Below are 17,808 nucleotides of genomic sequence, written 5' to 3'. Positions count from 1 at the left end.
ACGGTGGGCCTTCCGGGAACGGGCCTTTACTACACGACCACGCTTTCGAGCAGACGGTCCCGCGGCACCAGAACCCCGTTCCACGCCGCTCCGGCCGTCCCGACGGTCCGCCCGGAGGACCGTCTGACCCTGGGCTTCTTCCAGCGGCTCATCACCCCAGACGACGAGGAGGCCCTGGTCGACGGGTGCCGGGAGTTGGTCCTCGGCCACGAAGAGAAGGCCCTCCAACACCTCGAGAAGGCTGTCCACCTGGCTGACGGCGCGTACCTTGCAGGTTTTCTGGCCCTCAAAAAGGAGCGGCTGGAAGAAGCCGCAAGGTACCTGGCGGCGGCCGCCGAGAAGCACGACCGTTTGGGAAGCTGCTTCTCCAAGTACGGCGTTTCCGCCACCATGAGCCTCCCCATCACAGACGAGGTATCCGCGCACGTGGGCCCGGACCTGCGCGGCGTCCTGCTTGGTTTGGCCGAAGTGTACCAGCGTCTGGAGCGCTGGGAGGACGCCATCGCCTGCCTGGAGAGACTGCAGCGGCTCGAACCCGACGACGTGGTGGTGAAGGTGTCCCTCGCTGAGCTGCTGCTCACCGCCCGCCCGGGCGACAAGAACGCATGTCGAAAGGTCGTGCGGCTGACCGAAGGCATCGAGAACGAGACGCCGGTCCACACCGCGCTGCTTCTGTACAAGGCCAGAGCCCTGCGCGGGCTGGGGTTGTTGGACGCTGCGCGGGAGACCCTGACGGACGCCCTGCGCCGGAAGAAGGGCCGGTCCGAGGAACTGCTTCGGGCGATCAGGTACGAACGGACGCTGGTCTACGAGGACCTCGGCCAGCGCGGGCGGGCGCGCAGTGAGCTCGAGAAGCTCTACGCCGAGGACCCGGACTACGAGGACGTGGCGGCCCGGTTGGGACTTTAGCGGCAATCCGAATCAACGCCGGGAGCGACATCGCAACTCGCCGCTTAGGATGATGCAGGTGATGGATGGACGCGCTGGGTTCCAGGTCCGGGCCCTTCCAGCAGCCAGTGTCACGGAGGGCTGCATAGTCTGAAGCAGGGTGACGCTAGACGTGAGAACATCTAGACACGTCACAATCCTCGCAGCGGTGTCAGTATTGTGGCTTGGCACGCAATTTCTTTTGACACCACGATCTCATCCGCTTCCTTGTTCGATGGGCCGCATGCAAACGTTCAACAAGAACGGAGAGCCGGTGATCACCATCTCCGTGGGATGTACCGAACCCATTACGTCTGCCTCGATTCAGTGGCCGAGCTCGTATGACGTCGAGGAGGTCGAGCCGCTGATGCAGGCAGAACACACCCCAACCGTTCTCGTGCGCTCATACGTGATTCATGGCTGTCTCGGCAACGCAACAGAACAGGCCAAGTTACAAGTAACGGTGATCACTAAATCAGGGCGTGAGCACGCATGGTCGATGGAAACGCCATTTTGACTTGCTCGGCAGTCAACTGCTTGGGCTCGCACGGGCCCAAGCGTTCTGAACGCAAACCGCTACCTCACATGGCCTGTTAGGCGAAGTGAAATACGCCCAGATTAAACTTAGGCTTGAGGTGCAGTGGCGTGGATGAGTCTCGTCTGAACACAACCGCGAACGAAGACGGGGGTTTTGAGGTTTCTGACGCCGCGGCATCCCATCTTGATGCTGAAAAACCTCGTCGACAACCGTCATGGATTCGATGGATGTCGGTTGCCTACGTTGTTTCAAAATTGAAGGTCATCGTGCCGCTGCTCCTTAAACCGGCGATCGTCTTCTTGAAGATCAACAAGATCGCCCTTACGCTCCTCTCCATGCTCCTGACCATCGTGGTCTATGCGCGTCGGTACGGGTGGAAGTTCGCCATCGGGTTTGTCCTTCTTCTTGCGCTTCACGAATACGGGCACGTGCTCGCGGCGAAGCTGAAGGGCTTGAACGTGACTTCACCCGTGTTCATTCCCTTTGTCGGCGCTTTGATCTTCATGAAGGACCGTCCAGAGAATGCCAACACGGAAGCGTTTGTCGCCGCGGGCGGACCCCTTGCCGGGAGTTTGGCATCCCTCATCTGCTACGGGTTGTACCTGGCGGGCGGAGGAGAGCTCTTCCTGGCCCTTGCCTATCTCGGATTTATTCTGAACCTCTTCAACTTGATCCCCGTGCACCCACTGGACGGAGGACGGATCGTCGCCGCGGTCAGCCCGGCCATATGGATCCTCGGGATTCCGGTGGTGGGATACCTGGCGTGGATCATGTCCGATCCCATTCTTGCCGTGATCATGGTTCTCGGAGTGGCTCAAATCCTCACCGCAAGAGGCAAATCCGGGTATCTTGCCGTGCCGCCCAAGGTGCGCGCTGCGTACGCCGCCACCTACGCCGTCCTCGTGGCGGGTCTTGGCGGCATGGCGCTTCTGAGCTATCAGGCACTCACGTAACCTCAGTGGCCAAGCAACAAGCCAGAAAGGGGCCCGACCGCTTTGCAACGACTCCGGCAGGCCCCTTTTTCAAGCGAACCCCTCGTGCTGATTGCAGCGTCGATTCCCTCCACGAGATTGCAGTAGAGGTCACCGGGCAGGCAGGGGGCGTTCAAGCGCGCAAGGGATAGACGAGGAATAACGCCTCCACGCCCCCCTGCTGGGACCAGCTTTCCAGCCATCTTTGTCGGCATGGTACACTGTTCGACGTGATCCCGGGAGGTGTGCGCGTGTCAACGCCGTCAAGCGAGTTGCGTTTGGGTGCCCACTTGTCGATCGCGAAGGGGTTGCCCCAGGCGGTCAAGGACGCGATCGAAGTCGGAGCGAACACCTTCGCGTTCTTCACCCGGAACCCCCGCGGCGGCGCGGTGCGGGCCATGTCGGATGACGAGATCCGGCAGTGGACCGTCGCGCGCGAGGAGGCGGACATCTTTCCCATCGTGGGCCACCTGCCGTACACCATCAACCTCGCCAGCCCGAAGGAGGAAGCGCGGGAGTTCGGGCGGCAGACTCTTCGCGACGACCTGGAGCGCGCCCACCGGTACGGCTGTGAGTATCTTGTCATGCATCCCGGCTCGCACGGCGGTGACGGCGTCGAGACCGGCATCGAGCGCATCGTGGAGGGCATCGCCTACGCCCTGGAGGCGCAGGGCGACACGATGCTGCTCCTCGAGGGCATGTCGGGGCAAGGGACGGAGATCGGCGGCACGTTCGAAGAGCTGGCGGAAATCATGAAGCGGCTCGGCTGGCCGGAGCGCGTGGGCGTCTGCCTCGACACCTGCCACCTGTACGCCGCCGGCTACGACATCGCCACCGAAGCCGGCCTCGCGGACGTCCTTGACCGGCTGGAGCGCACCGTGGGGCTGCGGCGCGTGAGGGCCCTGCACTTGAACGATTCGAAGTTCGGCCTCGGCAGCCGCAAGGATCGCCATGCGAAGCTCGGCGAGGGGGAAATCGGACGGGCGGGCCTGCATACCGTTCTCTCGCATCCGTTTTTCCGGGCGCTTCCGTGGGAGCTCGAAACACCGGTCGACGACTGGCGCGAGTACGCCGACCATATCCGTACGGCGCGCGAAATCGCAGCAGCGGGGTGACGGTCCTGGCCGAGCGCACGCGTTGGACCGGGTGGGATCTGCTGCTCATCTACGTCGTGAGCCAGGTCGGGGTGGCCCTGATCATCGCCCTCTCGACCGTGCTCGGATCCCTGGCCGGTGCCGGTTCGCGGGAGCTCGGCAGGCTGGTGCTCCTGCTCGCCTACCTCGTGTCGTCGCCCTTCCTCTTGGGGGTCGAGTGGCTGTGGCTGGCTGCACGGAAGGCGGCCGCGCAGGCGTGGGCGCTGTACCGGTGGCCGGGGCGCGACGCCGTCCTCGTCTGGGGCGTGCTCGGCGGGCTCGGCGTGAAGCTTGCGAGTGACGTGGTCACGTACGTCGAGTCGCGGTTCGTGCCGAGCATCGAGCAGAACAACCCGCTTCTCACCGACCCGTCGGCGTTTCGCGACCCACTCGCCCTCGCCGGCCTCTTCGCGGCCGTGGTCCTGGCCGCACCGCTGGCGGAAGAGCTGTTCTACCGTGGCCTGTTGTTCGAGTGGCTCAGGCCCCGTGGTTTCTGGGTCGCCGCCGTGGTCAGCTCGCTGCTCTTCGCCGCCGCCCACGTCTCGCTCACGCTGATGGTCCCGCTGGCCGTCACCGGTTTCGGCTTCGCGTGGATCTATGCGAAGACGGGCTCGCTCGTCGCGTCCACGGTCGCGCACGCGATGTTCAACGGCGTGGCGCTGGTCGCCACCGTGCTGTCGATCTCATTCTGAAGCGCTCGCCGGCTCGGGCAAAATGGTCGCGGAGGGACGAGCATGACGGCTCCGCCGGCGCTTTCGCCGCGGCTCTCCATGGTAGCCCGCCTGTTGCCGGAGGGCGCGGTCGTGGCGGACGTCGGGACGGACCATGGCCTCCTGCCGGTGCACCTGCTCGCGGCCGGTCGCATCCCGAGGGCGATCGCCACCGACCGGCTCCCGCAGGCGGCCGAGCAGGCGCGACGGCTCGCCGAGCGGCACGGCGTGGCCGGCCTTCTCGACGTCCGTGTGGGCGAGGGGCTGGCGCCGCTCCGGCCGGGCGAGGCGGGCGCGATCGTGCTCGCGGGCATGAGCGGGCGCACGATCGCGCGCGTGATCGACGAGGGCGCAGAGGTCGCGGCGTCCGCAGGGCGGCTTGTCCTTCAACCCGTGCAGGCGCTGCCGTTCATGCGCCGCTGGGCAGTGGCGAGGGGCTGGACGATCGTCGCCGAAGAATTGACCGAAGAGGACGGTCGCTTCTACGCCGCGGTGGCGCTGAGCGGGCCGCCGGCCGGCGAGGCCCGCCTGCCCGCCCACATGCTGGACAAGGCCGTGGCGGAGGGCGTCGGCTTTCCGCCGTCCGTGCCGGCGGAGTACGTCTGGACCGTCGGGCCGCTCCTTTGGCGAGTGCGCCATCCGCTGTTGGCGGCTTCGCTGAGGGCGCGCGCGCGGCGCCACCGGGAGACCGCGATGGCGATCGTCCCGCGCGGCCCCCGCAGCGAGGAGGCCCGCCGGCGCCACCTGGACGCCGCGGCCGCGTTGGAGGAGTTGGCCAATCATGTCCGTGGCGGCACCCGTCGGAAAGATCCTTCAGATCCTTGAACGCGACCTTCTCACGCCGGCTGCGGGCGCCGAAGAGCCGGCCGGGCTCGTGGCCGGGGCACCGGACGCGCCGGCGTCCGGCGTGCTCGTCGCGACGGCCGTGACACCTGCGGTCGTCGCGCATGCGGCCGACCGGGGCGCGGGGCTGATCGTCGCTCGCCGCCCGCTCTGGCGTGGGCCGCTTCGCCACATTCGGTCCGACACGCCGGCAGGGGCTCTCATCGAGGCCATCGTGCGCCATTCCGTCAGCGTATTCGTGGGCGGCTCGGGCCTGGAGGAGGCGGTGCCCGGCCCGGCGGACACCCTCGCCGCCCGTCTCGGCTTGCAGGGCGTGCGCCTGCTGGAGCCGCTGGAGCATGAGCCGCTGTGCAAGCTCGTCGTCTTCGTGCCGCAGGGCCACGAGGACGCGGTGCGCGCCGCCCTGGCGCAGGCCGGCGCCGGTCACATCGGCAACTACGACAGCTGCGCCTTCGAGACGGCCGGCACCGGCACGTTCCGGCCCCTGGAAGGTACGAACCCCTTCATCGGGGCGACGGGGCAAGTCGAGCGCGTGCCAGAGGTGCGCTTGGAGACGATCGTGCCCGAGTCGCGTCGTGACGCGGCGGTCGCGGCCATGCTGGCCGCCCACCCGTACGAGGAAGTGGCGTACGACCTGATCCCGCTGGCGAACGTCGGGCGCGTGCGCCGCGCGCGTGGCCGTGTCGGCGAGCTCTCGCAGGCGATGTCCCTGCGCGCGTTCGTCGAATCGCTGGTGGCCGCGGCCGGAGGTCGGTGGCGCGTGCGGGGCCGGCCGGAGACGCCGGTGCGGCGCGTCGCCGTCTGCACGGGTGGCGGCGATCGCATCGTGGCGGCGGCCGGGGCCGCCGGCGCGGATGTCGTCGTCGGGTATGGTCTGGACGCGGCCTTGGGGTGCGACGACCTGCCGTTGCCCGCCGTGTGCGCGGACGGTTCGACGGCACGACGCCTGCTCGTTTCGGACTGGGTCGCCAGGATTCGCGCGCGGTTGGCCGAAGAAGGCATCGAACTGCCCGTCTGGGCGGAGGCGGAACCCGGCGCGGACGAGTGGTTCGCCGGCAGGCCGGAGGGAGGGTTCCGTTGACCAGCGGAGAGACGGTCGATTTCGCACGGCTCTGGACGCTGCAAGAGGTCGACGCCCGCCTCGACGAGGTCGTCGCGCGCCTTGAGGCCATCGAGAGCGGCCGCATGTGGGCGAAGGCCTCGGAGCGCCGCGCCGAGGCCGCCGCGCGCGTGGAGCGCCTGGAGCGGGACATCCAGGAGTGGGAGAGGCTCCGGCGGGCGGCGGAGCGGGAGCGCCGCGCCGCCGAAGACGAGGCTGCGCGCATGAACGAGCGGTTGTACGGCGGCGCCGTGCGCAGCGCGAAGGAAATCGAGAGCGTGGAGAGGCAGATCGCCGCGGCGCGCGAGCGGGCCGGCCGCCTTGAGACGGAGGAGCTGGAGGCCATGGAGCGCCTCGACCAGCTCCAGGCCCACCTGGCTCGCGCGAAAGAGGCGTTGGTCACCGCCGAGCAGGCGGAGGACGAGGAGCGCCGGACCGCGCTGGGAAACCGCGACGCGCTCGCGGAGGAGGCGCGGGGCCTGCGCGAACGGCGGGATGCCCTTCTGGCGGAGATCGCGGCCGGCGTGCGCGCGGAGTACGAGCGCGCGCGCCGGGCCGGCCGCGGCCAGGCGCTGGCGCGCGTGCACGACGGCGTCTGCCGGGCCTGCGGCGTGGAACTCCCGCGCACCGTGGCGCAGCGGGTGCAGCGCGGGCTTTTGGAGCGGTGCGAACGCTGCCAGCGCATTCTCGCGTCGGGTGGTGAATGACTCGTGATCGATTCCCCGGCCTCGCCGGACGGGCGCTTTCTCGTCCTGCACACGGATGGTGCGGCACGCGGAAACCCGGGTCCCGCGGGCATCGGCGTCGTCATCATCGGCGAAGACGGCCGGACGTTGGAGCGCATCGCCGAGCCGATCGGGGCGACGACGAACAACGTCGCGGAGTACACGGCGCTTCTTCGAGGCCTGCGCCGGGCCAAGGAACTGGGGGCGGACCGCGTCCGCGTCTTTTCCGACAGCGAGCTCATGGTGCGCCAGCTGCTCGGCGTGTATCGGGTCAAGCAGGAGCACCTGCGCCCGCTGTACGACGAGGCCCTGCGTTTGGCGCGCTCGTTCGCCGCGTTCGACATCGTCCACGTGCCGCGGGAGCGCAACCGGGACGCCGACCGGCTCGCAAACGAGGGCATCGACGGCGCCGGCCGCGCCTGACGCGCCGCCGGCGCGAGCGTCGAACGCGACGGCCGGCGGCGCGACGGTTTACAACCTTGCGCGACCGTGCTAGAATGCGGTCTCGTGGGCGCGGTCAATCGGCGTCGCTCCGCAAGTGGATCTTTCGACCCAATCGACGTCGCAGCGCCGATCGTACTCAATTCGCCGCATCGAACGCAGCGCTCGACGCACTTTTTCTTCGCAGCCGACGCCGTCGCACGCTTTGCAGCGAGCATGAACCACGGACGCATCAACCGTCGCCTCAGGCGGTGAGACGCCTTCGATCGCAGCGCCGACGCCTTGGCCGCACCCCATGTCATTCGCACGGATCCAAGCTTGCTTTTTGAGTCGGCCGAACGGTCGCGGGTACAGGGCGGCGACGCCGTACCCGAGGAAAGTCCGAACAGCGCAGGGCAGAGTGCCAGGTAACGCCTGGCGGGGGCGACCCCAGGGAAAGTGCCACAGAAAAGAAGACCGCCTGGACGCGAGCGAACGCTCACGGGCACCCGGTCGGACCCGAACGGGCGGCCCGCGCGTCATCGGGTCCCGTCCAGGCAAGGCTGAAACGGTGCGGTAAGAGCGCACCAGCGGTCGGGCAACCGGCCGGCTTGGCAAACCCCACTCGCTGCAAGACCAAATAGGGGAGGGATGACGCGGCCCGCCGACCTCCCGGGTTGGTCGCTTGAGGCGGCAGGCGACTGCCGTCCCAGATAAATGACCGTTCACGACAGAATTCGGCTTACAGGCCGGCTCGAATGCGCGGCACCCGCGGCAGCGGGTGCCGCTTTCGTGTGTTCGGCGCCGCCGGGCGCCGCAGTGGCCCGTGAAACCCCGGCGCGCGGGGAATGCTCCACCTGCACGGGAGGTGGCACGCTCAATGTCCGGACCGCTGGGCTGGATCGTGGCCTGCGGCCCCCTGGTCCTGGCGGCGCTGACGGCCGTCAACGTTTGGCTTACGAGAGAGATCATCCGCGCGCCCTGGCGGTGCGTGTTCCGGCTGAAATCGTTCGGTCGCGACGGCGATGACTGGGTGGCGGAGATCGAAAACCTCGGACCGGGGCCCGCGACCGGCGTGCGCGTGTGGGTCCCGCTCGCCGGGGCGCGCGGGCGCCGGCCGGCCGCGCGCGCCATGCGGGGGCCCGGGGCCATCGACAGCGACGAGACGCTGCAATACCGGCTGCCGTGCGCCGATGGCCGGGTCGATTGGGGCGGATACCTCACGATCAGCCACCGCACCGTCTGCGGCGAGCGGAGGCGATGCCGCTTGCCCATCGAGGAGCCGGAGAACCGGCCGGTCCGCTCGCCGTCGTCGGGGGCGTCGCCGTGAGCCGGGGACGCGGCGCCGCGCATAGGGGCCGCGCGCCTCGCGCACGCTACGTGCGGACCAGAGCCGACCCGCTCTCCCGCCGGGCCTCATGCCGCCTCGTGCGGCCACATATACGTTCAGACAATCCCGAAGATCGCAAGTCCCGATCCCAGGAAGGGTGCGTGGCGTGGTCGAGGTGCGTCAGGAGATCATCACGACGCCGTGGACGGAGGAGGAGGACCGGCTCCTGAAGGCGGGGATCCGCGAAGGGCTGCCGCTGACCGGCAACTTGACGGCGACGGCCGCCGGCCTGCACCGGCGGTTGCGACGGCGGCCCAGCGCCATCATGCAGCGGGTGAACGCGCTGCGCCGCCTGGATCCGGAGTTTGACCGCTTCATCCGGCGCCACGTCCACCGCGCCGAGGACGGGGCGGGCGCGCCGCGCGCGGACGCCCCTGCGAACCGCAGGGCGGGCCGCAAGCCGGCCGCGGCGGCCGCGGGCGGACCTAAGGGCGCTGGCCGAACGCCGAACCCGGAGCATGTCCCGGCGCCCGGTCCGGAGCCGCCTGTGACGGACGAGGCCGCAGATCGGGATCGAGAGCGTGTTGTCGCGTCCCTTGTGGCGTGGCTGGAAAAGTACGCCGGCGAGTTGCCCGCCGATTCGGGCGAACGCTTAACGGACTGGCTGCGCCGCCATGGAGAGGCGGAGGTGGTGATGGCGCTGGCCGATGCGCTCATGCGTTCGAACGAGCTGATTCTGGACCGGGCGGAGGCGAAGCTTCGGCTGCGTACTGAAGCGGAGGGTCAAGTTGAGGCGGCACACCCGACGGAGGCGCGTCCGCCGGAGGTTCCTGCTCCGCCAGCCGCTGCACGGTCGTGACGAGCTGGTCGATGGACACCGGCTTTTCGAGAACCTCGTCGACGTCCGTCAACGAGCCCCGGGCGAGCATCAGGCTGCCCGTGATGACGCAAATGCGCACACGGTTCCAGCCCCAATCACGCCGGCAGATGCGCGCGACTTCGTCCCCGTTGAGGCCCGGCATGATGAGGTCCAGGACCATGATGTCCGGCTCCGCCGGCGCCTGGCGAACGAACTGACCGCCCGAAGGGAACGTGTGAACTTTGAAGCGTGCCCGTTCCAGGGCGATGGTGAAAATCTGGCGTATGGCCGGTTCGTCGTCGATGACGTACACCATTGTGGACAAGTCGCGCGAGACCCCCGGGACTTAACTATGGAACAACTGGACGTTTTGGACAGTCGAACGGTGTCGAGCAAAGTAATTTTTAGACCCGAAGGAATTCGGGCGCGAGCCGCGAACCCCCTCCTTCTGTGGCATCGCCCACACGTCCGGAAGGAATAGTTCTCCGGAAAAGGGTGGCTGTGCTTGTTCGTCCGAGACGTTTGCGTGCGCAACGTGCAGTGCGTCACCGTGACGGCCACGGCGGCGGAAGCGCTGGCGCTGGTGGAGGAGACGGGGCTTCACTCCATCCCCGTCGTGCAGGACCAGGCGATCGTCGGCGTGATCACGTCCGAGGCGCTCTATCAACACGCCCTCGCGAACCGCTCGCCCGACGAGCCGGTCGGATCGATCATGGGTCCGGCGCCCGATCCGGTCCGCTTCTCGTCTCTCGTGGAAGAGGCGGCGGCACGCATGGTCGGCCAGCCGTACAACTTCTTGCCCGTCGTGGAAGCGGACGGCCGCTTCGCGGCGATCGTCACCCGGGACGCGCTGTTCGCCGAACTCTGCCGCCTGTTCGGGCTCGGCGAGACGAACACGCGGTACACGCTGCTCGTCATCGACCGCCCGGGACAGATCGCCCGCCTGGCCGAGATCGTGTACGAGCACCACGGCAACATCACGCACCTCATCACCCACCGCGCGGATCAACCGGACCGCTACGTCGTCGTCCTGCGCGTTTCCGTGGCGAGCCCGGGCCGTCTTGCGCACGCGTTCGCCATGGCAGGGTTCGGCGTGCTCGATGCCATCAACTTCGAAAACGGGCGGCGGATCGGCTCGGCCCTCGGCCTTCTCGCCGACCCGGACAGCTCGATCGACGACTGATCGCCTGCCGGCGCCGCCTCCGCTATTCCCGGATCTCCGTGTCGAAGCCGCAGCCGTGTTCGAGGATGGGGCCGGCGACGAACTCGCCGTTCACCCACGCGACCATCACCTGTTCGAACTCTTCGGCCGTCGCCGGGTCGACGGCAAACGGGACGCCGGCGACCTCTCCCGCGTAGTCACCGGGATGGACGCGGTCGAACGCGAGCTGCCAGGTGCCGTCCCTGAGCCCCTTGAGCCGTACGGCCTCCTGCCCCTGTGCCTGCAACGCTTCCATGAGCCGCTTCGCCGCATCTCGACTGAGCAAGATGTCCAACGTGGAACACCTCCCTGACTAGCGTACTCCATCCGCGGCCGGCCGCCTCACGACTACCGCGCGCCGCGGATGCGCCAGACGAGGAGAGACCCGAGAAGCCCGGCGGCGAATGCGGTGGCGAAGAGCGCAGGGTAGGCAAGGTCCGGCCGGATGCTCCCGCCCACGGCCAGCGCCCAAGCGCCGATCGCCGGCGCCGCGACCTGCGGCACGATGGACGCGATGCTCCAAAGGCCCAAGTCCTTGGCCGCATGGGCGGCGGAGGGGAGCACGTCCACGGCCAGCGCCCAATCCACGCTGGTGAAGGCGCCGTATCCCAGACCGAAGAGGACCCCGCCGGCAAGCACCAGCGGCCAGCCGTGGACGAACGTGAACATCGCGGCAGTGCTGGCCATGAGGATGCCCGACGCGGCAACGATCGGCTTGCGGCCGAGGCGGTCGGAGGCGGCCCCGGCGGCGATGGCGCTGACCGTCGCGCCCAGGAGCACCGCCAGGCTGACGACGGTCGTCATCTGCACGTATGACGTCGCCGTGACCTCGTCCTTGATGAAGTACTCCAGAAAGACCAGGAGGATGTAGAAGCTCAGCATGACCAGCGCGCGCGTGACGAAGAGCCAGGCGAAGTCGGGGTGGCGGCGCGGATTCACCCAGAACGAGCGCCAGAGCTGCGACCACGGCGGCGCCTCGCCGGTGCGCGCCTCCGGCACCCGCCAGACCGTGACGGCCAGGCACAGCAGCAGGACGAGGGCGATGACCCAATAAAACGCGGACGTCTGGCCCGGTCGCACCAGGACGCCCGCCAGGCCGACCCCCGCGATGTTGCCCATCATCGTCATGAGCCCCATGTAGCCGGACGCGACGCCGCGTTTGTCCGGCGGCACGAGGTCCGGGATGTACCCCTGGTACGCCGCGCCGGCGACGTTGTTCGCCAGTTGCACGAGGAGGACCGCTGCGAGGAGCGCGCCGAACGAGGGGGCGTACGCCAGGGCCAGCAGCGCCGCGACGTTGCCCAGCGTGCCGGCGACCAGAAACGGCCGGCGCCCCGCCCGCGGGCGAAGCCGGTCGCTCCATGCCCCGGCGAGCGGCTGCACGACCATCGCCACCACCGCGCCCCAGCCGACGGCCAGGCCGAGCGCGCGGGCCTTTTCCGCCTCCGGTACGTATTGCAGGATCTGGGTGGGGATGAGGATCGTCAACAGAGCGCCCCAATGGAAGTTGAGTGCGAACCAGAAGACCGAGAGGCTGAACCAGTCCGGCAGGCGGGTCCGCATGGCGGGCGAGAGGGCCGTCACGACGGATCCTCGCCGGCCTCAGCGCCTGCGCCGTCGCCTCGCCGCGCCAGGTACCGCGCGGGTTCCTTCACGAACGCGTCGCGACAGTACCGGCCGCAAAAGTACAACGTTTCTCCCGCATGCTCCACGACCTCCGCGCCGAGCTCCGCGGCGGTCGCCTCGTCCATGGCCATGCCGCACACCGGACAGCGAACCATCGACGGCCCCCCTTTGCTTCGAAGCTATAGGAGTCGAATGGCTTCGTAAAGCGCGCCGGCGATCACGGCCGTGACGGGGATGGTGACGAACATGGCGATGATGATCTCCGTGGCGATGACCCACCGCACCTGACGCACGTTCTTCGCGCTCCCGACGCCCATGACGCTGGACGCGATCACGTGCGTGGTGCTCACGGGCATCTTGAAGGCGCTGGCCAGGCTGATGATCGTCGCCGCGGCGAACTCCGAGGCGAAACCGTGCACGGGGGCCAGCCGGATCATGCGCACGCCCAGCGTGTGGATGATCCGCCATCCGCCGGCGGCCGTGCCGGCCGCCATGGTGAGCGCCGCGACGATCTTCACCCAGAGCGGGACGTGGAAGGATGGGATCGCGCCGGCCGCCACCAGCGCGATGGTGATGATGCCCATGGACTTTTGCGCGTCGTTCAGGCCGTGGGTGAGCGACATCCACGCGGCGGAGAGGATCTGGAACTTGGAGAACCAGGCGTTGACGCGCGCCGGTGTCCAGTTGCGGAGGAGGATGTACAAGACCGTCATGACGACGAACCCGGCGACGAGGCCGGCTGGCGGGGAGACGAGCAAGGGCAGGAGGACCTGGTGGAAGGCCGTCGGTTCCACCACGCCCCAGCCGTGGGCCGCCACCGCCGCGCCGATGACGCCGCCGATGAGGGCGTGGGACGAACTGGACGGGATGCCGTAGTACCACGTGACGAGATTCCACAGGATCGCCGCGGAGAGGGCGGCCAGCAGGATCGTCAAGGTGACGGACGACGGGCGGACGATCCCCTTGCCGATCGTCGCCGCCACGCCGGTGGACAAGAGCGCTCCGAGGAAGTTCAGCACCCCGGACATGAGCACGGCCTGCCGCGGGGTGAGCACGCGCGTGGACACCGAGGTGGCGATCGCGTTGGCAGTGTCGTGAAAGCCGTTGATGTAACTGAAGGCCAGGGCGGCGAGCACGACGAGCACCACGGTGCCGGTGGCCGTCTCAGGCATGCTTGATGACAATCCTTTCGATGGTGTCGGCCACGTCCTCGCAATGGTCGGAGGCCTCTTCCATGGCCTCGCTGATCTCTTTCAGCTTGAAGACCTCGAGCGCGGAGAGCTTGTCGTTGTGGAAGAGGGAGGCCATGCCCGACCGGTAGTGGCGGTCCATCTCGCTCTCTGCCGCCTTCAGGTCCTGGATCGCGCGCATGAGCTCCGTCTTGTTCAGGTTGCGCAGGTCGGCGATCATCTGGACCAGCGCACCCGTCTCCCGGCAGAGCCCCGCGGCCTGAGCCTCGATCTCGGGGATCAGCCGTTCGATGGAATACAGCTCGATGCGGTCGGCGACGCCTTCGATGACGTCCAGGATGAATTCCATTCCCGACGCGATCGCGTAGATGTCCTCGCGGTCGAGCGGCGTGATGAACGAGCGGTTGAGCTCGTCGATGATCTCGCGCTCGATGCCGTCGCCCTCCTGCTCCACCTGGCGCACCTTCTCCGACCACTGCTTGCGCTCCGTGGTGGCGGAGAAGTGCTCGACGACGCTGCGAAGGGCCTCGGCGCCCCGGTGGACCGCCTCGGCCTGGCGCGCGAGCAGGTCGTAGAACCGGCTGCGCTTCGTCGAGATGAACACGCCTGTCCCCCCTCAAACTATCCTCCCACATCTTACAGGGGTCGCACCGTTTCTCAAGGCCCGATGGCGTGGCTTCGGCCGGCGGGGCGGCCGTTCTAGGCCGGTGCGCGACGCCATACCGTTCTAGCGTGCGGAGGGGGTCAAGGGCGTGCGGGCGCGCCGCTGGACGGCGATCGTTGCCGTGTTCGTGTCGCTCCTGCCGGGGTGTGGCCGCGGACCGGCGGCGGCGGCCGGTTCGCCCGCGTGCGGTGAAGGCCAGCCGGCGCCTGTGGTGGCCGCGATCCCGGCGTTCGCGGAACGGTGGCGCGAGGTGTTCGGGCGGATGCTCGCCGCCGCCGAGGAGCCGTCGCCGAAGGATCGTCTTCTGGTGATCGACCTGAACGAGCGGACGATCACCCTGTACGTCAAGGGCCAGAAGGTGAAGAAATATCCGGTCGCCATCGGCACGGAGGAGGATCCGTCGCCCGTGGGCGAGTTCCGCGTGGTGCACAAGGACCGCGACTGGGGCGACGGCTTCGGGCCGCGCTGGATGGGCCTCGACGTACCGTGGGGCATCTACGGAATTCATGGGACGAACAAGCCGTGGTCGATCGGCACGAGGGCGAGCCACGGTTGCTTCCGCATGTTCAACGAGAACGTCATCGAGCTGTTCCCGCTCGTCCCGCTCGGCACGCCGGTCAACATCATCGGCCCGGAACCCGAGGTCATCCCGCGCGACCTCTTCGAGCCCGGCGAAAGCGGCCAGGACGTCGTCGTCCTGCAGTTCCGCCTGCGGCAGGCCGGCTACGATGTCGGCCGCGCGGACGGCCGGTACGGGACGAAGATGGTCGAAGCGGTCCGGCAGGTCGAGGCGTTCTACGGATTGCCCGTCGACGGCGAAGCCGGCCGAGACCTGCAATGGCTGGTGGGATTGCGCCACGAGGGTGAGCGAGAGCGATGAGGCGCTGGTTTCGAAAGCCGAGCAACGCGTGGATTGCGGGGGTGGCCGGGACGCTCCTCGTCGCGGCGGTCGCCGCGTACGGGGTCCTCGTCTGGTGGCCCGCGCAGCCGGGCTACTCCGGGGAGCGGCCGGCGTTCCGCCCGGTCGCGCTGAACCCGAAGGGCGCGTACAAGGTCACGCTCTGGGACGTCGACAAGCCCGTCCCGGGCGCCCCGTACCGGGACCGCGTGGCTGCCTGGGCGGCCGCGTACCACAAGGCGCATCCGAACATCACCGTCGACGTGCGGATCCTTCCGCCGGCCGAGGCGCAGGCGACCCTGGACGCCGCCCTCGCCCGCGGGCGCGGACCGGACGTCTTCGCTGCGCCATACGACTGGGCGCCGCTCACGACGGCTTGGCGCGTGCCGCTCGAGCCGTATTTCCGCTCGGGTGAGTCGGACCGGAGGCAGGGCGTCATCGACCCGAAGGCCTGGACCGGCGCCGGCCTCGCCGCGCTGCGCGACGCCCGCGGGCTGGCCGCCTTCCCGCGGTGGCTGGCCTTCTGGTGGTGGGTGGTCGACGCCGATCGGCTCAAGGACGATGGGGGCGCGCCCGGTCCGGACGACCTGCTCGGCGCCATGAAGAAGAACGCCGAACTCTGGTGGCGGATGAACCACGACGCCCTCGTCATGGACGCGGGAGGCGAGCGGGCGGCGCTTGAGATGTTCGCGGCGGCCGGCCCGGACGCCCGCGCCTGGGCGCGCGTGGCCGCTGCGCTCGACGAGTTGGCCGCGGCGCAGGCGCTTCCGTCCGTCGATGCGGGAGCGGAGGAGACGGCGCTGTTCCGCTTCGTGAAGCGGCAGGCCGTCGTGATCGGCGGGCTGACGCCGCCATCCTTGAGCCAGGTGATGCGCCGCCTGCCGTGGGCGGCGCCCGCGCCGCCTCCCGGCGGCGGCGAGCCGCGGCCGGTGCTGGGCGTGGCCGGCGTGTACGTCTTCTACCAAAAGCCGTACCAGGGTGCGGCGCACACGCAGGCAGCCGTGCAGGTCGCTCGCGACTACAGCCTCTGGCGGGACAGCCAGGTGGAGGCGGCGCTGGGGATGGTGCCCGCGGGACGGGAGGGCGCCGCCGCATGGCAGGCGCAGGCGCCGAAAGCGTGGGCGTCGGCCGTCGGCTGGGCGCTGCAATCGGCGAGCGCCGGCCGCTTCGTGCCGTTCCCGCCCCGGTGGGACGCGCCCACGCGCGCCGCGTGGGAGGTCGTCCGTCCAGCCGTGGGTGGCCTCGTCCGAAACGAGGACGTCCGCCTGAGTGACGCGGTCCGCAGGGCGTGGGGCCATTCCCGCTGATCCGCGGTCCCTTGGGAGGAATGGCCGGCCCCTTGGCGAAGGATACGAACATTCGTTCGCGAAAGGGGCTCGCCACGTTGGACGATCGACACCATCGCTCACCGGATTCGAGCGGCACGGGGGCTGGAGGGCCGCGGCGTCAGGGGCGCTCGCCCCAGGGGCCGGCTCGGCTCGCCGTGAGCCGCGCCCCGTCGTTCTGGGGTGACGTCGCCGTCGCCTGGACGGAGCGCGGCGTGGCCGGCGTCGCATGGGCTGCGGACGAGGCCGAGATGATCGCCGGCGCCGCAGCGCGCCTGCGCCGCGCGGGCAGGGGAGAGGCGGTCGTGGAACGGGTGGAATCGTGGCCGGAAGAGCGCCTGCCGGGCCTGCGGGCGGCGTTGCGGCTCGGCGAGGCGTGGTCCGGCCCGTACGACGAGGACGGGTGCCCGTCGTTCTACCGCGCGGTGTGGGCCGCCTGCCGGCGAATCCCGAAGGGCGAGGTGCGCAGCTACGGCTGGCTCGCTCGGGAGGCCGGGCGGCCGGGCGCCGTGCGTGCGGCAGGCGGCGCGATGGCCGCCAATCCGTTCATGCTGATCACGCCCTGTCACCGCGTCGTGCCGGCGGACCTCCGCATCGGCCAGTACGGCGGCGGCGGGCCGCAGGTGAAGCTGCGGCTCCTCGAGCTGGAGGGGGTGGACGTGTCCTCGTTCCGCGCCGTGGGGGTCGCGCTGGCGTACGGGCACTGAACCGTTGGCTGCCGCGTACGCTATCGGCGAGATGACACGGAGACTGCTGCCGCTGGACGAGTACCACATCCGCCTGTGGACGGGACATTTTCACTTCTACATGTCCCTTCCGCTTGAGCGGCGCGCGGCCTACCGGAGGCTCATGAAGCTCTACCTGCCCATGCTGCGCACGATCGACTCGGAAGTCGAGCTCCACGTGACCTACGAGAACCAGGACCAGGAATGGTACCGGCGGCGGGCGGAGGACATCATCCCGGACATTCCTGGAGAGCGGGCCCTCGCCGTCGCCAGGGACACCGCGTACTACATGCGGTATCGGGAACTGCGCAGGGGGCGCCCGCGCCCGCGGCGACACCACCCGTCCACGGTCTGACGGTCGGAGTGCGGCCGGGAGGCGGGCACGCGCCGTCTTTGCCGCCGGGCCTGGCGGCGCGGCGGGGCCGCACGCCACCGCGCTGCGAGCCCGCGGCGGACCGCGCGGCCCCTGCGGCCCTCGCCGGCCGCGGAAAACGCGGCGCGACGCGGACCGCTTTAGACCGGCCGAGTCACGACTTGCGGTAGGCCTCCACCAGAAGCTGGGCCACTTCGGGGCGGGAGAATTCGGGGGGCGGGCACTCGCCGCGGGACAGCATCTCCCTCACG

The 17,808-nt window shown here is 69.2% G+C and carries 21 protein-coding genes and 1 other RNA gene; 16 read left to right on the top strand and 6 right to left on the bottom strand.

Annotated features, from left to right (window positions below):
- From IRZ18_04130 to IRZ18_04080, 11 genes are all read left to right on the top strand, one after another.
- Positions 1-909: tetratricopeptide repeat protein (locus IRZ18_04130; protein MBX5476295.1), on the top strand; the 909-nt coding region annotated here is incomplete at its 5' end.
- A 262-nt stretch (positions 910-1,171) separates the two neighbouring features.
- On the top strand, positions 1,172-1,444 hold the full coding sequence (locus IRZ18_04125) for a hypothetical protein (GenBank protein MBX5476294.1): 273 nt from the start codon (positions 1,172-1,174) through the stop codon (positions 1,442-1,444).
- Between the two features lie 128 nt (positions 1,445-1,572).
- Positions 1,573-2,418, top strand: coding sequence for a site-2 protease family protein (locus tag IRZ18_04120; protein MBX5476293.1), 846 nt, complete (start codon positions 1,573-1,575; stop codon positions 2,416-2,418).
- Between the two features lie 290 nt (positions 2,419-2,708).
- A complete protein-coding gene (locus IRZ18_04115; GenBank protein MBX5476292.1) occupies positions 2,709-3,551 on the top strand; it encodes a deoxyribonuclease IV in 843 nt (280 codons plus the stop codon).
- Positions 3,548-4,261 (top strand): CPBP family intramembrane metalloprotease, encoded by a 714-nt coding sequence (locus IRZ18_04110; GenBank protein ID MBX5476291.1) that lies wholly within the window; start codon positions 3,548-3,550, stop codon positions 4,259-4,261. The genes IRZ18_04115 and IRZ18_04110 overlap by 4 nt, the downstream gene beginning before the upstream one ends.
- A gap of 42 nt (positions 4,262-4,303) precedes the next feature.
- On the top strand, positions 4,304-5,104 hold the full coding sequence (locus tag IRZ18_04105) for an SAM-dependent methyltransferase (GenBank protein MBX5476290.1): 801 nt from the start codon (positions 4,304-4,306) through the stop codon (positions 5,102-5,104).
- Positions 5,061-6,203, top strand: a complete 1,143-nt coding sequence (locus tag IRZ18_04100) for a Nif3-like dinuclear metal center hexameric protein (GenBank protein ID MBX5476289.1) — start codon at positions 5,061-5,063, stop codon at positions 6,201-6,203. Before IRZ18_04105 ends, IRZ18_04100 begins: the two co-directional genes overlap by 44 nt.
- The gene (locus IRZ18_04095; protein MBX5476288.1) at positions 6,200-6,928 is read left to right on the top strand and encodes a hypothetical protein; all 729 of its coding nucleotides are present in this window, start codon (positions 6,200-6,202) and stop codon (positions 6,926-6,928) included. The genes IRZ18_04100 and IRZ18_04095 overlap by 4 nt, the downstream gene beginning before the upstream one ends.
- Positions 6,929-6,934: 6 nt before the next feature.
- Positions 6,935-7,369: a ribonuclease HI family protein gene (locus tag IRZ18_04090; protein ID MBX5476287.1), complete on the top strand. Its 435-nt coding sequence runs from the start codon at positions 6,935-6,937 to the stop codon at positions 7,367-7,369.
- A gap of 344 nt (positions 7,370-7,713) precedes the next feature.
- Positions 7,714-8,127, top strand: an RNA gene (rnpB, locus tag IRZ18_04085) — RNase P RNA component class A.
- Positions 8,128-8,246: 119 nt separating this feature from the next.
- The gene (locus IRZ18_04080) at positions 8,247-8,696 is read left to right on the top strand and encodes a hypothetical protein (protein MBX5476286.1); all 450 of its coding nucleotides are present in this window, start codon (positions 8,247-8,249) and stop codon (positions 8,694-8,696) included.
- 713 nt (positions 8,697-9,409) lie between these two features.
- On the opposite strand, the gene IRZ18_04075 is transcribed toward IRZ18_04080, so the two are convergent.
- Positions 9,410-9,880, bottom strand: coding sequence for a response regulator transcription factor (locus tag IRZ18_04075; protein ID MBX5476285.1), 471 nt, complete (start codon positions 9,878-9,880; stop codon positions 9,410-9,412).
- Positions 9,881-10,060: 180 nt separating this feature from the next.
- Between IRZ18_04075 and IRZ18_04070 the strand changes: the two genes are divergently transcribed.
- Positions 10,061-10,738 (top strand): CBS domain-containing protein, encoded by a 678-nt coding sequence (locus IRZ18_04070; GenBank protein MBX5476284.1) that lies wholly within the window; start codon positions 10,061-10,063, stop codon positions 10,736-10,738.
- A gap of 22 nt (positions 10,739-10,760) precedes the next feature.
- Here IRZ18_04070 and IRZ18_04065 read toward each other — a convergent pair whose 3' ends face one another.
- Genes IRZ18_04065 through IRZ18_04045 form a run of 5 tightly spaced genes read right to left on the bottom strand, consistent with a single transcriptional unit; the run spans position 10,761 to position 14,176 of the window.
- Positions 10,761-11,051 carry a hypothetical protein gene (locus IRZ18_04065; protein MBX5476283.1) on the bottom strand — a complete coding sequence of 97 codons (291 nt, stop codon included), beginning with the start codon at positions 11,049-11,051 and terminating at the stop codon, positions 10,761-10,763.
- 53 nt (positions 11,052-11,104) lie between these two features.
- On the bottom strand, positions 11,105-12,340 hold the full coding sequence (locus IRZ18_04060) for an MFS transporter (protein MBX5476282.1): 1,236 nt from the start codon (positions 12,338-12,340) through the stop codon (positions 11,105-11,107).
- Positions 12,337-12,537, bottom strand: a complete 201-nt coding sequence (locus tag IRZ18_04055; GenBank protein ID MBX5476281.1) for a YHS domain-containing protein — start codon at positions 12,535-12,537, stop codon at positions 12,337-12,339. The genes IRZ18_04060 and IRZ18_04055 overlap by 4 nt, the downstream gene beginning before the upstream one ends.
- A 24-nt stretch (positions 12,538-12,561) precedes the next feature.
- Entirely contained in the window at positions 12,562-13,554 is a 993-nt protein-coding gene (locus IRZ18_04050) for an inorganic phosphate transporter (GenBank protein ID MBX5476280.1), read from the bottom strand.
- Entirely contained in the window at positions 13,547-14,176 is a 630-nt protein-coding gene (locus tag IRZ18_04045; GenBank protein ID MBX5476279.1) for a DUF47 family protein, read from the bottom strand. The genes IRZ18_04050 and IRZ18_04045 overlap by 8 nt, the downstream gene beginning before the upstream one ends.
- Positions 14,177-14,324: 148 nt before the next feature.
- On the opposite strand from IRZ18_04045, the gene IRZ18_04040 reads away from it, so the two are divergent.
- The 4 genes from IRZ18_04040 (at position 14,325) to IRZ18_04025 (ending at position 17,539) form a co-directional block, all read left to right on the top strand.
- Positions 14,325-15,116 (top strand): L,D-transpeptidase family protein, encoded by a 792-nt coding sequence (locus IRZ18_04040; protein MBX5476278.1) that lies wholly within the window; start codon positions 14,325-14,327, stop codon positions 15,114-15,116.
- Complete coding sequence (locus tag IRZ18_04035; protein MBX5476277.1) at positions 15,113-16,441, top strand: hypothetical protein; 1,329 nt, start codon at positions 15,113-15,115, stop codon at positions 16,439-16,441. Before IRZ18_04040 ends, IRZ18_04035 begins: the two co-directional genes overlap by 4 nt.
- Before the next feature lie 176 nt (positions 16,442-16,617).
- On the top strand, positions 16,618-17,166 hold the full coding sequence (locus IRZ18_04030) for an MGMT family protein (GenBank protein MBX5476276.1): 549 nt from the start codon (positions 16,618-16,620) through the stop codon (positions 17,164-17,166).
- 31 nt (positions 17,167-17,197) lie between these two features.
- Positions 17,198-17,539 (top strand): hypothetical protein, encoded by a 342-nt coding sequence (locus IRZ18_04025; GenBank protein MBX5476275.1) that lies wholly within the window; start codon positions 17,198-17,200, stop codon positions 17,537-17,539.
- The last annotated feature ends 269 nt before the right edge of the window (positions 17,540-17,808 follow it).

The sequence above is a fragment of the Clostridia bacterium genome (assembly GCA_019683875.1).
In the GTDB taxonomy this organism is placed as follows: domain Bacteria; phylum Bacillota; class Sulfobacillia; order RBS10-35; family Bu92; genus Bu92.
This window is presented reverse-complemented; position numbering and strand designations above follow the sequence as displayed.

What these genes read in the sequence shown, in the direction of transcription:
- IRZ18_04055 (MBX5476281.1), bottom strand. Translation starts at nt 12,537, where the DNA reads ATGGTTCGCTGTCCGGTGTGCGGCATGGCCATGGACGAGGCGACCGCC.
- IRZ18_04050 (MBX5476280.1), bottom strand. Translation starts at nt 13,554, where the DNA reads ATGCCTGAGACGGCCACCGGCACCGTGGTGCTCGTCGTGCTCGCCGCC.
- IRZ18_04105 (MBX5476290.1), top strand. Translation starts at nt 4,304, where the DNA reads ATGACGGCTCCGCCGGCGCTTTCGCCGCGGCTCTCCATGGTAGCCCGC.
- IRZ18_04125 (MBX5476294.1), top strand. Translation starts at nt 1,172, where the DNA reads ATGCAAACGTTCAACAAGAACGGAGAGCCGGTGATCACCATCTCCGTG.
- IRZ18_04080 (MBX5476286.1), top strand. Translation starts at nt 8,247, where the DNA reads ATGTCCGGACCGCTGGGCTGGATCGTGGCCTGCGGCCCCCTGGTCCTG.
- IRZ18_04035 (MBX5476277.1), top strand. Translation starts at nt 15,113, where the DNA reads ATGAGGCGCTGGTTTCGAAAGCCGAGCAACGCGTGGATTGCGGGGGTG.
- IRZ18_04100 (MBX5476289.1), top strand. Translation starts at nt 5,061, where the DNA reads ATGTCCGTGGCGGCACCCGTCGGAAAGATCCTTCAGATCCTTGAACGC.
- IRZ18_04025 (MBX5476275.1), top strand. Translation starts at nt 17,198, where the DNA reads ATGACACGGAGACTGCTGCCGCTGGACGAGTACCACATCCGCCTGTGG.